Source organism: Shewanella sp. MF05956, assembly GCF_059758055.1.
In genome coordinates, this window is sequence record NZ_JCAYNV010000001.1 from 103,944 (window position 1) to 122,559 (window position 18,616).

General features: G+C 42.8%; 11 protein-coding genes. 7 read left to right on the forward strand and 4 right to left on the reverse strand.

Annotated features, from left to right (window positions below):
* Positions 1-117: 117 nt before the first annotated feature.
* The 4 genes from AC19MX_RS00455 to pflA all read left to right on the forward strand — a co-directional run bounded on the left by AC19MX_RS00455 (position 118) and on the right by pflA (position 6,948).
* Positions 118-1,008, forward strand: a complete 891-nt coding sequence (locus AC19MX_RS00455) for a LysR substrate-binding domain-containing protein (RefSeq protein WP_432402665.1) — start codon at positions 118-120, stop codon at positions 1,006-1,008.
* 922 nt (positions 1,009-1,930) lie between these two features.
* The gene (locus AC19MX_RS00460; RefSeq protein ID WP_432402663.1) at positions 1,931-3,463 is read left to right on the forward strand and encodes a DUF3360 family protein; all 1,533 of its coding nucleotides are present in this window, start codon (positions 1,931-1,933) and stop codon (positions 3,461-3,463) included.
* Positions 3,464-3,849: 386 nt separating this feature from the next.
* A complete protein-coding gene (pflB, locus tag AC19MX_RS00465; protein WP_432402661.1) occupies positions 3,850-6,132 on the forward strand; it encodes a formate C-acetyltransferase in 2,283 nt (760 codons plus the stop codon).
* A 78-nt stretch (positions 6,133-6,210) separates the two neighbouring features.
* Positions 6,211-6,948: a pyruvate formate lyase 1-activating protein gene (gene pflA / locus AC19MX_RS00470; protein WP_432402659.1), complete on the forward strand. Its 738-nt coding sequence runs from the start codon at positions 6,211-6,213 to the stop codon at positions 6,946-6,948.
* Between the two features lie 53 nt (positions 6,949-7,001).
* Here pflA and yfbV read toward each other — a convergent pair whose 3' ends face one another.
* Positions 7,002-7,439: a terminus macrodomain insulation protein YfbV gene (gene yfbV / locus AC19MX_RS00475; RefSeq protein ID WP_432402657.1), complete on the reverse strand. Its 438-nt coding sequence runs from the start codon at positions 7,437-7,439 to the stop codon at positions 7,002-7,004.
* 212 nt (positions 7,440-7,651) lie between these two features.
* Here yfbV and ackA point away from each other — a divergent pair, with 212 nt between their 5' ends.
* The 3 genes from ackA to AC19MX_RS00490 all read left to right on the forward strand — a co-directional run bounded on the left by ackA (position 7,652) and on the right by AC19MX_RS00490 (position 12,288).
* Positions 7,652-8,854, forward strand: coding sequence for an acetate kinase (gene ackA / locus AC19MX_RS00480; protein ID WP_432402655.1), 1,203 nt, complete (start codon positions 7,652-7,654; stop codon positions 8,852-8,854).
* Between the two features lie 43 nt (positions 8,855-8,897).
* A complete protein-coding gene (gene pta, locus AC19MX_RS00485; RefSeq protein ID WP_432402653.1) occupies positions 8,898-11,045 on the forward strand; it encodes a phosphate acetyltransferase in 2,148 nt (715 codons plus the stop codon).
* A gap of 796 nt (positions 11,046-11,841) precedes the next feature.
* The gene (locus tag AC19MX_RS00490; RefSeq protein ID WP_498296416.1) at positions 11,842-12,288 is read left to right on the forward strand and encodes a hypothetical protein; all 447 of its coding nucleotides are present in this window, start codon (positions 11,842-11,844) and stop codon (positions 12,286-12,288) included.
* A 696-nt stretch (positions 12,289-12,984) separates the two neighbouring features.
* Here AC19MX_RS00490 and hrpA read toward each other — a convergent pair.
* From hrpA to AC19MX_RS00505, 3 genes are all read right to left on the reverse strand, one after another.
* Positions 12,985-16,860, reverse strand: coding sequence for an ATP-dependent RNA helicase HrpA (hrpA, locus tag AC19MX_RS00495; RefSeq protein ID WP_498296175.1), 3,876 nt, complete (start codon positions 16,858-16,860; stop codon positions 12,985-12,987).
* Positions 16,861-16,938: 78 nt separating this feature from the next.
* A complete protein-coding gene (locus AC19MX_RS00500) occupies positions 16,939-17,355 on the reverse strand; it encodes a CBS domain-containing protein (RefSeq protein WP_432402649.1) in 417 nt (138 codons plus the stop codon).
* Positions 17,356-17,519: 164 nt separating this feature from the next.
* Positions 17,520-18,515, reverse strand: coding sequence for an isoaspartyl peptidase/L-asparaginase family protein (locus AC19MX_RS00505; RefSeq protein ID WP_498296418.1), 996 nt, complete (start codon positions 18,513-18,515; stop codon positions 17,520-17,522).
* Positions 18,516-18,616 lie beyond the last annotated feature (101 nt).

Here is an 18,616-nt window from a genome sequence, read left to right on the forward strand (position 1 = left end):
CGTAAATTACTGCTAACCTCGCCACAAAACCAACATTAAGCACTGTACCAAACCACAAAAATAAACGACGATTAACCAACATAAAAATTTAAAGCTCGAATAATCAATAGGTAACTTATGCACTATACACTGAAACAAATCGCTGTTTTTGATGCTGTCGCCAGTTTCGAAAGTGTTAGTGCTGCGGCCAAAAAATTATCGATGAGTCAATCTGCGGTCAGCATGTCGTTAAGCCAACTAGAGCATTTATTAGGACGGCCGCTATTTATTCGCCAGGGAAATCGGCTAATAATGAGCCACTGGGGGCAATGGCTGCGCCCAAGAGCACAAAAGTTATTGCAAGATGCGCAACAAATTGCCTTAGGCCTGCATGACCAACATATTATTAGCGGCACGGTTAAACTGTGTTCAAGCCAGACAGCAGCAGAACATTTATTGCCTAAGCTTATCAGTAAAATTGATAATGATTTTCCTGAGCTGAGGATTGAAATAGCCGTTGAAAATAGTGACCACGTCGCCAAAGAAGTACTTGATTACCAATTTGATTTAGGGATTATTGAAGGTCGTATCGATGACAGCCGATTACACCAAGAGCCCTGGATTGACGATCACCTTGTGGTCGTAGCCTCACCGCATCATCCATTTGCCAAACACAAACAAACCAGTGTGTCGCAATTAGAACAAGCAAAATGGGTATTAAGAGAGCCTGGAGCTGGCACAAGACGCATTTTTGATGCCGCTATTCACGGATTAATCGTTCAATTAAATGTTTGGAAAGAATACGAACATGTCGGCTTATTAAAAGCATTAGTCAAAAATGGCGTATATTTAAGTTGCCTGCCCTATTTAGATGTTGAAAAAGACGTCGCCAAAGGGGAATTAGTGGTATTAACCACGCCGGAACTAAACTTAAAGCGCCATTTATCGTTTATTTGGCGTCAAGACACGGGTGATAACCCATTACGCAATTGCCTCATTGCTGAAGCGAAAAGATTAACTCGAGAATAATGCGCCACGGGTTAATCTGCCCTCCTCTGACATACTGATTGCAGACTTAAGTATTACCCCTGTTAAACCCAATAGTTTCAGCATGTTGAATCAAGTAGATTGCGGCGATTAAATTGCTGTCGCAACCTACGCTATCCAGCCCTTGTATGAATCACGTTGCACTTGAGCCGACTCGGTTAATCACATTGCAATATCGTGAAGTCATTACTTAATATTAATGGCTTTGTCCGTAAAAAATCAGCAACACCACTCTCCCCCTTTTGCGCCCTTTATTAGGTAAAACCTTCGCTTATTAATGCGGATTGCGATAAACCCAATCAAATGAATAAACCCAATCAAAGTTAAACGTATCGTTATCTGACCAAGCGAGCCCTCTACGCTGAGTTTCTAAGTCAAAAGCATGTTGCATTATTTAATGATGCTTTACTGGCTCTGCAAACGAAATATAAGCTGCGTGAACATCTAAATTTGGGCCCCAACTACGCTAAATAAAAGTGTCACACTCGATCAGTAAAATTGATACTGAGTATCAAGCTGTACATTTTTTGACTTTTTGACTCGATTTAAGCTGTATTTATTGATCTAATTTTGCCATCAACTTGTTAACCAGCTCCCACTTAGCGTAAACAAAACATCAACTTTATTGATAGCAAGTGATGACTACGCAAGCCTATGCTAAAATCAACAGGTAAATTGGTCTTACCAAGAAAGTGAAAGCACAAAATAAGCATTAACTAAGCCGTAAATATGGACATCACTGTGATGCAATTTAATTACAATGCATCACAGTCGAGTAAAGTGATTAGAGCTGATTAAGCTCACTGGCAAGCTGACCTAATGGACACCCGCCATCACTTCAATGGAACACACTCAACTTCATCAATTGATGAAATAACCTGTTCTTTTCGGAGAATGAGAAATTATGTCAGATAAAGCCAGTCATTCAGCCACACCCGATACAGAAGCGAGTTACAGCGAACTTCACCGCCCAGCCAGTGAATTTGCTACTCGTGATGCCTACTTAGAAAACGAATTAAAAATAATGAAACCAAGGCGTTGGGGACTTAACCTTCCTGGACGTGATTTTCGCTTTGAATGGGAAGATTTAGTCCCTGCCATCGCGGGTACCATTGGCATTACTGTTATGTACTCGGCAGTAATGGCAGCATGGGCTTCTGGCTTAAGTGAAAAGTGGGATCATGTGAGTCTAGGTGCCGAATTTGCTATTCAAATTGTGCGCGTAGAAATGCTCATTCCTGCCTTACTCTTTTGCATTATTAGTTCGGGATTAATTAATCCACGCGCCAATCTGGGTGGTAACCACGGCCCCATGATCCCCCTCATTGGTACTATCGCCCTTGCCGGTGCGCATCCTCTAGCACTTGCCATATTAATCGGTATATTTGGATTAATACTCAGTTACTTTAAAGGCGGCTCAAAACTGGTCAATCTTACCAGTAGCGGGGTTGCTGGAGGGTTGTTAGTCTTCCTCGGTTTTATGGGGGCAAAAAGCCAAATTGGCTCCTTGTTCGACTGGGCTGGCGGCTTGCAAGCTAAACACAGTTTAGATTATTCATTGGGTTATGTTGCCTTTATTATTTTGGTCATCAACGTGATTATCTACGCCTCGTTAGCCAAATTTGGCAAGCGTTGGTTAGCCATTCCATTATGTTCAATTGCCGCCATTGCATTAGCATTTGGTCTTGGCGCCGGGCTTGACCTGCAATTTACCACCGCCCCTGGTATTCCTAATCTAAACCCTGTGTATTGGTGGGGCTCTACCGAACACGGTTGGATGTTAGGCTTACCGAATATGGCGCACTTTATTGCCTCGTTACCGTTTGCTATTTTAGCGGTTGCCATGTGGTCACCAGACTTTCTCGGTCACCGTATTTTCCAAGAACTGAACTACCCTAAAGGCGCTGAAAAAGTCTTGATGGATGTGGATGACACTATGACCACATGTTCAATCAGGCAGATGGTCGGGACCGCTGTGGGTGGGGGTAATATCACCTCATCTTGGGGGACATACATGATCCCAGCCGCTATCGCTAAACGTCCAATTCCAGCGGGTGCAATTTTACTTGGCAGTTTATGTATTATTGTGGCGATTGTGGGTTATCCGATGGATATCACCGTGTGGCGTCCTGTGATGTCAATTGCGTTACTGGTAGGGGTATTTTTACCGTTACTTGAAGCCGGATTACAAATGGTAAAAGATACCACTAGCAGCCAAGCTGCAGGTATTTGTATTTTTGCCGCATTTGTTGCCAATCCAGTATTAGCCTGGGCATTAACCATGTTATTAGATAACAATGGCTTAATTGGTGATAAAGAGCGTCCTAAAACATTATCATTTGCTGACCGTATCGTGATCCCTGGGCTTGCATTTGTGATTTGTTTAGCCGCCATGCTTGCTGTGGGTATGATTGAAGGCATCCCTGCGTTGTTGTAATTTTAACCAGCGCATAGCACTATCAAAAAGGCGAAACGGATCTGGTTTCGCTTTTTTATGCCCGGCTGACACCAAATAATAAACGGGATTGTTAACCAGTTAACACTTTTACCAATCCATTAACGAATTCTGCCGAAAATAGTGAAGTCTTGTGCTATTATTAATGCATGGATAAATGGTCTTACCAATTTAAACCATTAGCCGGTTACTACATCTGAAGCGTCATTAAGTGAGTTAGGCACACAAGTTGCCAAGAATGTCGCAGAAGCGGTAAACGACTCAGTCTAGCGAATGTTCCTAGACATTGAATGTACATACTCAACGGATAACAACGCCAGTTTCACTTGCAATCGAATCCGTAGTTAAACAACCAGAGGGTTAAGTAAATGACAGATAAAACCGAACTATTTGCCAACGCGTGGGAAGGTTTCGTAGCAGGCGATTGGAAAACTGAAGTTAACGTACGTGACTTTATCCAGAAAAACTACACTCCTTATGAGGGTGACGAGTCATTCTTAGAAGGTGCTACTGATGCTACTTTATCGCTATGGGATAAAGTAATGGAAGGCATCAAATTAGAAAACCAAACTCACGCCCCTGTCGATTTCGATACAGACATGGTGTCGACGATTACGTCGCACGATGCTGGTTACATCAACAAAGATCTTGAAACTATCGTCGGTTTACAAACAGAAGCGCCGTTAAAACGCGCAATGTTACCTAACGGCGGTATTCGCATGGTTGAAGGTTCTTGCCAGGCTTATGGCCGCGAGCTCAACGCTGACGTGCAATATACTTATTCAGAATTACGCAAAACCCACAACCAGGGTGTGTTTGATGTATACACACCTGAAATCATGGCATGTCGTAAATCAGGTATCTTAACCGGTTTACCTGACGCATATGGCCGCGGTCGTATTATTGGTGATTACCGTCGTATCGCGTTATACGGTATCGACTATTTAATGCAAGATAAGTTTAACCAATTTGCGTCATTACAAGCTCAAATGGAAGCGGGTGATGATTTACAAAGTGTTATCCAGCTTCGTGAAGAAATTTCAGAGCAACATCGTGCACTAGGCCAAATGAAAACCATGGCCGCTAAGTACGGTTGTGATATTTCTGTACCCGCTAAAAATGCCAAAGAAGCCATTCAATGGACTTATTTTGGCTACCTTGCTGCAGTAAAAAGCCAAAACGGTGCGGCAATGTCATTAGGTCGTACATCGACTTTCCTCGATGTGTTTATTGAACGTGACCTCAAAAGTGGTTTATTAACAGAACAACAAGCACAAGAAATGGTTGACCATTTCGTGATGAAACTCCGTATGGTGCGTTTCTTACGTACTCCTGAATACGATGAATTGTTCTCAGGCGACCCTATTTGGGCAACAGAATCAATTGCTGGTATGGGCATTGATGGTCGTACATTAGTGACTAAGTCTAGCTTCCGTTTCTTGCACACCTTATACAATATGGGGGCAAGTCCAGAGCCAAACATCACCGTATTATGGTCAACAAAATTACCACAAGGTTTTAAAAGCTACTGTGCCAAAGTGTCTATTGACACCAGCTCTATTCAATATGAAAACGATGACCTAATGCGCCCTGACTTTGAGTCTGACGATTACGCTATCGCTTGTTGTGTGAGCCCTATGATTGTCGGTAAACACATGCAGTTCTTCGGTGCTCGTGCCAACTTAGCTAAAACGATGCTTTATGCCATCAACGGTGGCGTTGACGAAAAACTGAAAAAACAAATTGCACCAAAAGCAGAACCTATTACCTCTGAAATACTTGAGTTTGATGATGTCATGTCTCGCTTAGACGGCTTAATGGATTGGTTAGCGACTCACTATGTGACAGCGCTAAACGCCATTCACTTTATGCACGATAAATACTCTTATGAATCTGCATTAATGGCCCTGCATGACCGCGATGTTCGCCGTACTATGGCCTGTGGTATTGCCGGTTTATCGATTGCAGCTGACTCATTGTCTGCGATTAAATACGCAAAAGTTAAACCAATTCGTGACGAAGACGGTATTGCAGTTGACTTTGATATCGAAGGTGATTATCCAAAATTTGGTAATAATGACCCACGAGTTGATGACATTGCCTGTGACTTAGTTGAACGCTTTATGGCTAAAATTCGCGATAAGAAAATGTATCGCAATGCAATTCCAACACAGTCAATCTTAACCATCACCTCTAACGTGGTTTATGGTAAGAAAACCGGTAACACCCCTGATGGTCGTCGCGCTGGTGCACCATTTGCTCCAGGTGCTAACCCAATGCATGGCCGTGATGAAAATGGCGCAATTGCTTCACTAACATCGGTTGCTAAACTGCCTTTTGCCCACGCTCAAGACGGTATCTCTTATACCTTCTCTATCGTGCCAAATGCACTAGGTAAAGATGACATGGGTCGCCGTACAAACTTAGCATCATTAATGGATGGCTATTTTGTTAGCAAACCAAATCGTGAAGGTGGCCAACACTTAAACGTTAACGTGATGAACCGTGAAATGCTTGAAGATGCCATTGTGAACCCAGATAAATACCCACAATTGACCATCCGTGTGTCAGGTTACGCAGTGCGCTTTAATGCACTGACGCCTGAACAGCAGCAAGATGTTATCACGCGTACTTTCACTAAAGGTCTGTAGTCTCTGCTAAAATTGGCTGTATCGAAGAATCAACACTCTCGATACAGCCTTTTTTTTATCGACATTTAAGGAACAACCATGACGTTAGGTCGCATACATTCAGTGGAATCTTTCGGTACAGTTGATGGACCGGGTATCCGCTATATCGCTTTTATGCAAGGTTGCCTAATGCGCTGCCAGTATTGTCATAATCGTGATACATGGGATCTAGATGGCGGCAAACTCATTTCAGTTGACGACATAATGAGCCAGCTGGTTGATTATCAACCTTTCTTAGACGCCAGTGGCGGCGGTATTACAGCCAGTGGTGGTGAAGCCATACTCCAGGCGCAATTTGTAAGCGAGCTGTTCCAAGCCTGCAAAGCTCAGGGCATTCATACTTGTTTAGACACTAATGGGTTTGTGCGTAAATACGAACCTGTCATAGACGAACTGCTCGACAATACCGATTTAGTCCTGCTCGATATTAAACAAATGAATGATGCCAAGCACATCGATTTAACCAAAGTCAGTAATCATCGCACCTTACAATTTGCTCAATACCTTGCCAAACGCAACATTAAAACCTGGATACGTTACGTGGTGGTAGCTGGATTTACTGAAGATGTTGAGTCTGCAATTGAATTAGCCGAATTTATTAAGCCAATGCAAAACGTTGAAAAAGTAGAATTACTGCCTTATCACGCATTAGGTGAACACAAGTGGCAGTCATATGGTGACGATTACACGTTAGCCAATGTGAGTGCGCCAAGCGCACAAACAATGCAACAAATACAGCAAGTGTTTTTAGACCGTGGCATAAAAGCGACATATTAAACAAGATTGTGGTCAACAGCACTAAATTAGCGACCGCTTAAGCAAAAGATGACTTATAATTCATCCCAATATTGTCGGTCTAAACGTTCAAAAGCGAGTTTTAAAATGGTGGCCATGTCTAGGTAACAGGCCTTGGCACCAAGAGGTTGGCAAGCAACCCCCATCTCAGTCAATGCTGAACTGAGTTGATTGCCCCAATCGAATAAAGACAATGGTAATGGGTGGCGAGCTCGCCATCCAAGCCACAGCAAACCTTGTATAGGCAAACTAATAAAAAAAAGTAATACAGTGATGGCTTGCGGTAAAAAGCTCCAACCTAAAACATACAGCTGGCTCGAAGCAGCAATAATGCCAAGCACTGGCATCGATATCATGGCTAATTGGGTAGCCTTGACGACTCGATATTCAGGGAAATACAGCCCCAGTTGTCGCACCATTGGCCAGGTCTTCATATAACGACGACCATCAGCAAATAACGTAATCAAATTCATGTTCAATATGGGTACCTAAACAGCCTAGTACATGGAATTAACAGTAACATAATACAGTGTATTGACAAAAATACACTGTTGGATTGGTCGCGCTTTGCAGCAGCAATCAATTCGGTAAGAACACTCAGTGTGAAGTTTATGAATGATCATAAACCTTAGCCAAAATGGATTTTATTATTTCATTTAGTTTCATTGACTTATAAGGCGTTAACATGTCAGACAAATTAGTACTCGTGCTCAACTGCGGTAGCTCTTCATTAAAATTTGCCATCATTGATGCCCAATCAGGCGATGAACAAATTTCTGGTCTTGCGGAATGTTTTGGTTTAGAAGATTCACGCATTAAATGGAAATTTAATGGCGGCAAAAACGAAGCGAAACTCGGTGCATTTACCGCTCACCGTGAAGCAGTTGAATTTATCGTTGATAAAATTTTAGCCGAACAGCCACAATTGGCCGCACAAATTAAAGCCATTGGTCACCGCATCGTTCACGGCGGCGAAAAATTCACTCGCTCTGTCATCATTACCCCAGAAGTCATTCAAGGCATTGAAGATTGTGCTTCACTTGCTCCTTTGCACAACCCTGCTCACTTAATTGGTATTCGTGCTGCTATTGCCTCGTTCCCAGCGCTACCGCAAGTCGCAGTGTTCGATACCGCATTCCACCAATCAATGCCAGAAAAAGCCTACGTGTATGCCCTTCCATACAAGCTCTATCGCGAGCACGGTATCCGCCGTTATGGCATGCATGGTACCAGCCACTTATTTGTGAGCCGCGAAGCTGCAAAAGTATTAGGTAAAGACATTAAAGACACCAATGTCATTTGTGCTCATTTGGGCAATGGTGCTTCAGTGACGGCGATTAAAGGCGGAAAAAGCGTTGACACATCAATGGGCTTAACCCCATTAGAAGGCTTAGTCATGGGCACTCGTTGTGGTGATCTAGACCCGTCAATCATTTTCCACTTAGTGAAGCAACTGGGTTACACCCTGGATGAAGTGAATAACTTACTTAACAAACAAAGTGGTTTATTGGGCATTTCAGAGCTAACTAATGATTGTCGTGGCATCGAAGAAGGTTATGAGGACGGCCATAAAGGCGCTACGTTAGCCTTAGATATTTTCTGTTACCGTTTAGCCAAGTACATTGCATCATACACAGTGCCATTAGGCCGCCTAGACGCCGTTATCTTTACAGGCGGCATCGGTGAAAACTCCAATCTTATTCGCGAAAAAGTGCTTAACTTACTTGAGATCTTCAACTTTAACGTTGACGACACACTCAACAAAGCTGCCCGTTTTGGTCAGCAAGGTGTAATTACTAAAGCAGGTAGTACAATTGCAATGGTGATCCCAACGAATGAAGAATGGGTTATCGCTGAAGATGCTATGAAGTTAATAGCCGTAAAATAACCAAGATATTGTTTTTTGATTAACCCATATTTAAGAGGTCTTCATGTCTCGTAATATTATGCTTATTCCCATTGGTGTTGGCGTTGGTTTAACCTCGCTGAGTTTAGGGATGGTTCGCGCCTTAGAACGTAAAGGCGTTAAAGTGCAGTTCTTTAAACCTATTGCACAAATTCGCTCTGGTGACAAAGGGCCTGAACGTTCAACCACTATTTTAAGTACATCGCCTTCAGTAAATCCTTTAGAGCCGTACAGCATGGAACATGCTGAAGCGTTAATCCGCTCTGAGCAGCAAGATGTATTAATGGAGCAAATTATTGCTCGCGCGGCGGAATGTGCAAGCAATACTGAAACCCTCATCATTGAAGGTTTAGTGCCAACACGTAGCCACCCTTTTGCTGACGACATCAATTATGAAATCGCTAAAGCACTTGATGCCGACGTGATTTTTATCGCCACGCCAGGTGTTGACACCCCAAATGGTTTAATGAACCGTCTAGAAATTGCTTACAACTCTTGGGGTGGGCAAAAAAATAAACGTCTTATCGGTGCCGTCATCAACAAAATTGGTGCGCCAGTAGATGATGAAGGTCGTACACGCCCAGATTTATCTGAAGTATTTGATGATAAACAAATTCATGCGACTGACAGCTCAGGCATGTTCCAATTGCCGGGTAAAAGTCCGCTGCGTATTTTAGGCAGTGTGCCATACAATTTAGAACTGATTGCGCCTCGCGCTTCTGATTTAGCTAAACACTTAAATGCTAAAATCATTAATGCAGGTGAAATGCACACTCGCCGTATGCGCCGCGTGACATTTTGTGCCCGCAGCATTCCAAACATGTTGATGCATTTTAAAGCCAACTCATTACTGGTGACTTCTGGCGACCGTTCGGATGTCATCGTATCGGCCTGTCTTGCTGCAATGAATGGCGTAAAAATTGGTGCCCTTTTACTTACCGGAGGATACCAGCCAGAGCCAGAAGTGATGAAGCTCTGTGAACAAGCCTTTGAAACCGGCTTGCCTGTATTTTTAATTGAGTCTAACACCTGGCAAACATCGCTTAATATTCAACGCTTTGATCATGAAGTGCCTGTTGATGATGCTGTGCGTATTGAGCGTGTGCAAGAATACGTGGCTAGCCATATTGATCAAACCTGGATTGAGAGTGTGACTCAAGACTCTCCACGTGAGCATCGTTTGTCGCCACCTGCCTTCCGTTATAAGCTTACTGAGCTTGCGCGTGCAGCACGTAAAACCATTGTGCTACCTGAAGGTGAAGAGCCGAGAACCATTAAAGCTGCCTCTATTTGTGCAGAACGCGGTATTGCTCGTTGTGTATTAATCGGTAACCGTGAAGAAATTTTACGTGTAGCGTCACAACAAGATGTTGTTTTAGGTGACGGCATTGAGATTATAGAACCAGAAAGCATTCGTGAAAAATACGTAGCACCGATGCTTGAGTTGCGTCGCAGTAAAGGGTTAACTGAAGTGGTAGCCCGTGAGCAACTAGAAGATAACATGGTACTGGGTACCATGATGTTAGCTGAAAATGAAGTAGACGGTATTGTGTCTGGGGCTATACATACAACGGCTCACACAATCCGCCCACCATTGCAGTTAATTAAAACCGCTCCAGGCTCAAGCTTAGTGTCATCAATTTTCTTCATGTTGATGCCAGATCAAGTGTTGGTTTATGGTGACTGTGCGATTAACCCTGATCCAGATGCTGAACAACTTGCTGATATCGCTATTCAGTCAGCAGAATCTGCAAAAGCATTTGGGATTGAGCCTCGTGTAGCGATGATTAGCTACTCTACAGGTACCTCAGGTACTGGTTCAGATGTGGATAAAGTGCGTGAAGCGACTCGAATCGCGAAAGAAAAGCGCCCTGACTTGATCATCGACGGCCCATTACAATACGACGCAGCGGTAATGCCAAATGTGGCAATGTCTAAAGCGCCAAACAGCCCTGTGGCTGGTAAAGCAACCGTGTTTGTATTCCCAGACTTAAATACCGGTAATACAACGTATAAAGCGGTACAGCGAAGTGCAGACTTGATCAGTATTGGCCCAATGCTACAAGGCATGGCCAAGCCTGTAAATGACTTGTCTCGTGGCGCATTAGTTGACGATATCGTTTACACCATCGCATTAACGGCTATTCAAGCTGCGCAAAACAGCAAAAAGTAGCGGTAACTGAAAATGTAGCAAAAAAAAGCACTGATCATTATCAGTGCTTTTTTATTACAATTTTTTATTGTCATTTTTATTGCGACAAGAAACTAAAACTAAGATTGAAATTGACGCATAACTACAGAAGCGGCACTTTTTAACCGCAAAAAAAACAATATATTTTACAGTGAGTTAAAATAACAACTCACAGTCATCAACAAACTTGTCCACAGATTCTGTGGATAACATTAACTTTTTTGACGCCTGTATTCGTTATAAAACTACAACGACAAGCATCACGGTCAATAGGCCACGTTTACTGTATTAACGTAGCGATCAAATATGATCTAATTAACTAATATATTCATATATGACACGCGCTGTTTGAATCGTCAAGTAAATGTACCGCTAAGCCACAGAAATAGTGACTAACTGCGCAAAATATAACTGCCCAGCGTTTAATTTAAGTGATACTAATATTTTTTTGCACCCAAAATCACGACTCACCTCATGTCACCTATTGATGCGGATGGGTATAAATGCAAATCGATTAAAGTGCAGCGAGTAAAACCATCATCTTATGAATGGGTATGTGAGTGAGGTAGTGAGTGGATAACTCGGATTGCCCAGCCACTCACTATTTATATAAGGAGGAGATATCACAATGAGCTGCACTTACCCATTGTCTCAGTGCATAGCTTTTACACACTTAAACAATTAAATAACCACTAAGCTTGTCACTCCAGCCATAAACCGAGATACTAAGTTAATATAATAAATCTAAATATTGAGTAGTCATTCGCCGATGTTAAACATAAAACCGATTTCTTTCCTTACCCTACTATTACTCTTCTTTGTCAGTGCATGTGATCAATCACCAGAGGAAGCGCCGCAACTCAAAATGAGTCCAGAGCAAGTGTCACTCGGCTTTTTTCAAGCGATTTATATTGATAACGATGTAGAAAGCGCCAAACAGTTTGTCGCACCCGACATAAAAGAAGTGATGGAGCATTACCATATTGCTTCAGCAGTGCAACGTCATGTACTGGGTTTATCAATGAAAGATGTCACTATGTCGATCGATGAAATTGATATCGACTTTTTCCGAAAATTTACTGACGACGTTACCGTTGTCGTTAAGATGGAAGGATTAAAAGGCGGTAGACAATGGATAGATGACCGCACAATACGTTTACACAAAAAAGGCAGCACTTGGGTAATTGTCGAAATTCTACCTGAAAAAGGCAGAATCGAACGTTAATACAGAGCTGGATAGTCCCTTTACAATCAACACTATAATTGATGTTGCAATAGACTTGTTATCGACAGTCAAATTAACTCGGTCTTGGTGGAGTCGTCTTTTACAACTAAGTCCGGCTTAAATTTTATCGCTATGCTGATAGCTAATAGCCAATAAAAATAGCAGCCTAGGCTGCTATTTTTATATTCGGTGTCGGAGTATTTAATGCGATGACGCACAGGTCAGTACATTAATATGCTCGTTCAAATGTCTTATTCTTCGTCAGAAGGTAAAGACTCTAACACGTCATCTTTTACTTGATAGTAAGCATTTTCGTATTCATGAACTTCCATAATAACTCCAATCTTCTTTAGGTCGTTTTGTAGGGGGAAGGCCTGTCTTATTTTTCAACAACTTAATCTTAATGACATCGTGCTAGTAGCATAGTGTCGATAACATTACTTTGTCTCTGGGGGGTGACATTTACCTAACAGAGAGAAAAGCACAATCACTTTCTTCTTGCCGGAGAGTATATCAATACTCATGCGACTTTCAAACCTTAACCACCGATAAATTACGAAAAACTTTCAGTTTGGAATATAAAAACAGCTTAAAAACACAGAAAACAGTGTTTTACAGAGAAAAAACTGAAAGTCTTTCATCGGGAAACAAAAAAGCCGATGCAGTGCATCGGCTTTTTTTGAGCATAATAACGACTTAAACTTGACTGATATGATTAAGAATACGTTTTTCTGAAATAGGATATGCTGTACCCAATACTTGAGAAAAACATGATACTCGATACTCTTCTATCATCCACCTTGCTTCAATTAACAACTCAGGCACTGGTTGCGAGCGTGGCACTTTGGCGAGTTGTGCCGTCAGTGTCTCTTGTACCTTACTGATACTGTGCATATGCAAACGGTCTCGCGTAGGATCAACCGGCAATTTCTCTAAGCGGTTTTCAATCGCTTTGAGGTAGCGCGCCACATCTGCCAGGCGTTGCCAACCACAATCTTCGACAAATCCTTTATACACTAAGCTGTCTAGTTGTGTTTGAATGTCACTCATTGCAAAGGCAATATCTAAACTAATTTTGCCCTTTAAGCGTTTTTTAATCCGCTGGTAAATGGTTAACACCTGTTCAACGTTTAAGGCTATTTGCTCAGCCGTTGGATTAAGTTCTTGGCGCACCCACTCTTTGGCTTGTTCAAATTGCGCCTCATTACGAATATCTAACTGCTTTTGATCGAGTAACTGTTGCACAGCCGCATTAATGATATCTTCAATCAATATTTGCACTTGGCCAAACGGATTAAAGTACATTGCGAGTTTAGCTTTATTGGGTAACGCTTGCTGCAAGTGTTTAACGGGCGACGGAATATTGATTAGCAATAACCGACGTAATCCGACTCGATGATGACGTTTCGCTTCATGCTCATCATCAAATAGCTTAATTGACACATCGGTTTTGTTATCGATAAGGGCCGGATACGCTTTAACCTCGTAGTTGCCTTTACGTTGCTGGTATTGCACTGGCAAGTCACCAAATGTCCAACTGGTGATAGCTTGCTGTTCAATGCCCTTATCAGCCACTTTACGTATCGCTTTGGCAACCACTCCTTGCAACTGCCCTTTCAACGTTTCTAAATCTCGCCCTTGAGCCACTAAGCGACCTTGATCATCTTCAATCTTAAAATTCATTTTAAGATGTTCAGTGATTTGGGTTAAATCAAAATCGTCAGCTGAAATCCGCACACCACTCATACGCAATAATTGTTTGCACATCGAGTCGAGCATTGATAATTCAAACGGTTTCATTGCTTGATAACAGGCACGAGCATAATCAGGCGCTGGCACAAAATTACGGCGTAAGTTTTTGGGTAAAGACTTAATCAATGCCACCAGCTTTTCTTCACGCAGCCCTGGGACGAGCCAATCAAAATCGCTGTCGTCGATTTGATTGATCAACGCAACAGGAATATGCACCGACACCCCGTCGTCGACATTGCCAGGTTCAAAGTGATAACTCACTGTTAAGGCTAAATTGGCTTTATGCCATACTTCAGGAAAGTCCAACGCTGAAATATGATCGGCGCTGCGCTGCATTAATAACGCTTTGCTGTAATCTAATAAATCTGGGGTGTGTTGACGGGCTTTTTTCCACCAGGCAAAAAACAACGGCGCGTTATAAATGCCTGCTGGAATAAGGGGTTCATAAAAATCCACCAGCACTTGCTCGTCGACCAAAATATCGCGGCGACGTGATTTATGCTCGAGTGATTCGATGTCGTTAAGCAGTTTTTGGTTATTAACAAAAAACGCTTCTTTGGTTTGCAACTGTCCTTCAGCTAAAGCGCTGCGCACAAAAATCTCGCGAGCTTCAACGCCATCAATTGGGCCATATTGCACCCGGCGGCGATTCACAATAATTAAGCCGTATAGCACTTGATTTTCAAGTGCGACAACACTGCCCGCTTTGGCTTCAAAATGCGGTTCGAGGTAGTTCTTCTTCACTAAATGCGCGGCGAGAGACTCTGCCCATTCAGGTTCTATTTTGGCGCAGCAACGGGCAAATAAACGTGATGTTTCTGTGAGCTCGGCAGCCATTATCCATTTAGGGCCCTTTTTAGCTAAAGGTGAGCCAGGGAACACAAAGAACTTACGGTTACGGGCACCTAAATACTCGTTGTTTTCGCCTTTAAAGCCAATCTGGCTTAATAAGCCAGACAATATGGCTTTATGTAATTGCTCATAACTGGCGACATTGTCACTCACACGCCATTTAAGTTCGTGGACAGCTTGTTTCACCTGTGTGTATAAGTCTTGCCATTCACGTACGCGTAAATACGCTAAGTATTCATCTCGACATTGTTTTCTAAACTGACTGGCCGACAACTCATGCTTTTGATCTTTAACATGATCCCACAGCTTAACCCAACTGACAAAGTCTGAATCTTTATCGGCATAACGACGATGACACTCATCTGCAGCTTGCTTTTTATCGATGGGACGCTCGCGCGGATCTTGAATAGATAAGCCCGAGGTAATCACTAACGCCTCATGCAAACAACCTAATTTATTGGCTTCGATGACCATTCTGGCTAAGCGTGGATCAAGTGGTATTTTTGCTAAATCTTTACCCAGTGGGGTAAGCACTAAATCGTTGCGCTGCTTTGTAACGGCTTGTAATTCTTCGAGCAGTAAAAAACCATCGCGAATGTGTTTTTGATCTGGCGGCTGAATAAACGGAAAACCGGCAATATCACCCAATCCAATCGCCAGCATTTGTAAAATAACCGAGGCTAAGTTGGTGCGCAAAATTTCAGGATCGGTAAACTCTGGACGTTGAATAAAGTCCATTTCATCATAAAGACGAATACAAATACCAGGCCCTACACGGCCACAACGGCCTTGGCGCTGATTAGCACTGGCTTGAGATATCGGCTCAATTGGCAAGCGCTGCACTTTAGTGCGGTAGCTGTATCGACTAATACGTGCGGTTCCCGGGTCAATCACATAGCGAATGCCCGGCACAGTTAATGAGGTTTCAGCCACGTTGGTGGCCAACACTATGCGCCGGCCAATATGGCTTTTAAACACCTTAGATTGCTCGCCGTAAGACAAACGCGCATACAACGGTAAAATTTCAGTGTCGCGATATTGTTGCTTACGCAGTAAATCGGCAGTGTCACGAATTTCGCGCTCACCGTTCATGAAAATCAAAATATCGCCGGGGCCTTCAGCAATCAGCTCATCAACCGCGGAAAATATACCGTCACTGAAATCTAAGTCGGCATCATTATCACGCACCAGCGGTCGGTATCGAGTTTCAACCTCATAGGTACGCCCTGACACTTCAATCACGGGAGCATTGTCAAAATGCTTTGAGAAACGGTCTACATCAATGGTCGCCGAGGTGATAATGACTTTTAAATCAGGGCGTTTTTTGAGGACTTGTTTTAAGTAGCCTAAGATAAAGTCAATGTTAAGACTGCGCTCATGGGCTTCATCGATAATGATGGCATCGTACTGATTTAAAAATCGATCTGAGGTGAGTTCTGCTAATAAAATACCGTCAGTCATTAACTTGATATAAGTGTTATCACTAATGGCATCGGCAAAGCGGACTTTAAAACCAACGACTTCCCCAAGTGGGCTGTTGAGCTCATCAGCAACGCGATTTGCAACACTTCGGGCCGCTAAACGGCGCGGTTGAGTGTGGCCTATAAGCCCGCGAGTGCCTAAGCCTAATTCTAAGCAAATTTTAGGTAACTGAGTGGTTTTACCCGAGCCTGTTTCACCTGCAACAATCACCACCTGGTTATTGGCAATAGCAGAGGCAATGTCTTCTCGCTTTTGCGAGACAGGGAGCTCGTCTGGGTAATTAATGACAGGTCTTGATTGCAAACGTTGCTGCGCTTTAGCGTAAGCTTGTTTTGCAGCCTCTGTAAGCTGGGCTAAGGTTTGAGATTTTTTTTCAGACTCAGTCTCTTTATTAATACGAAATAAGCGACGACGGATTTTAGCCGCATCGGTTTGATAACAAAGATTGAGATACGCCTTAGAGAGCGGGTGAAGGTCCGAATTCAAATCTGATTCCCTTGCTTACATCGAAAAAAAACGATCCTAGCAAGGAAAACAGCATAATGATAATGATTTTGACGATTGTTATGCCGGAGATAAGTAGCATTGCTGCATATAGGTATTCATTGCGTTCAGTACATTGGTACGGTTAATGGTGCCAATCACTTTACCACTGCTCACTACAGGATAAATTTTAGGTTTAGCACCAAGCATTTGTTCAGCTAACGCTAAAATGCTGTCATCTGGTGCAACCGTCAATGCAGGGCTTTTCATGCAATCGGCCACGGTACTGGTCATATCACAGTGGTAACTGCTTTTAAGCATCACAGCTAAGCAATCTTGCTGTGATAGAAAACCCATTAACTCACCTTTTGCATCCACAACAGGAGCACCACTTTTATTGCTCGCCAGTAACTGCTCTACAGCAATGGCTAATGACATATTTGCGGTTAATAAAACTGGACGTCTATCCATGTGGTCTTTAATTTTTATCGAATCCATATTACCCCCAAGTGCACAAATGACTCACGTGCGAAATAAACTTAATTTGTACGATTGTTATCAATACCCATTAAGTTTAGTCAAGATTGGTTAACTGGACAGTAAAATTACACGATTATGTTAGTCGGCTATGTTGCTCACATTTGTCATGTTATTGCTGACTATTATTTATCTCGCCAAATCATCACGTTTGCGGCTTGACCATGAACTCGACTGGCCCGGTACATACCACTGGTGTTAAATGGTGTAGCAATATTACCTTGCTTGTCGATAGCAATCACACCACCGGTACCACCTGCATTCACCAAGGTTTGATTAATCACCTCGTCAGCGGCTTGAATAATCCCTTTTTGCTGGTATTTCACTTTGGCACAGATATCACCGGCAACATGGTAACGAATAAAATATTCACCATGACCTGTCGCCGATACTGCACAAACACCATTTTCAGCATAGGTTCCTGCGCCGATAACCGGTGAATCACCAATACGGCCAAAACGCTTCGCGGTCATGCCGCCGGTTGAAGTGCCTGCGGCTAAATTGCCTTGTTTATCCAGAGCAACAGCACCTACAGTTCCGTATTTATAATTGTCGCGTAATTGGTTTACTGACGCTTGATAATCGCCGCCATTAGTTTGCTCGGCCTTAATAATACTGGCTTTAGCATCAAGTAGTTGGGCATAACGATGCGGTGTATCAAAATGACTGTTTGCCACTAAATTGAACTGCTGAGTCAGGGCGAACTCTTCCGCGCCTTCACCATATAACATGACATGAGGCGACTTGTGCATGACGGTAATGGCCAAATCAATCGGGTTTTTAATGTGTTTTACCCCTGCAACGGCACCTGCATTTAATGTTTTACCGTCCATGATAGAAGCATCAAGTTCATGGCCGCCATCAAAGGTATATACCGCACCAACACCAGCATTAAATAACGGGCTGTTTTCTAAAATGTTAATCGCCGCTTTAACGGCCTCGATACTGTCGCCACCGTTTTGCAGCACATCATAGCCACTATCAATGGCTTGAGTTAACTTATCTCTGATGGCTTTTTCTTGTTCAGCCGTTAAATCAGCAGCATTAATGGTGCCCGCACCACCGTGTATCGCAATCGAAAAAGGGCTGTTGTCTTGTGCTATGACCTGTGCTGAAGTCATCCCTAAACACAGCGCTATTGTTAAATATAATTTATTCATGATCGGCAAGTCCTTGAAAGGCGTATATCTTTGTAACCATTTACCCATGTTATTACAATCAT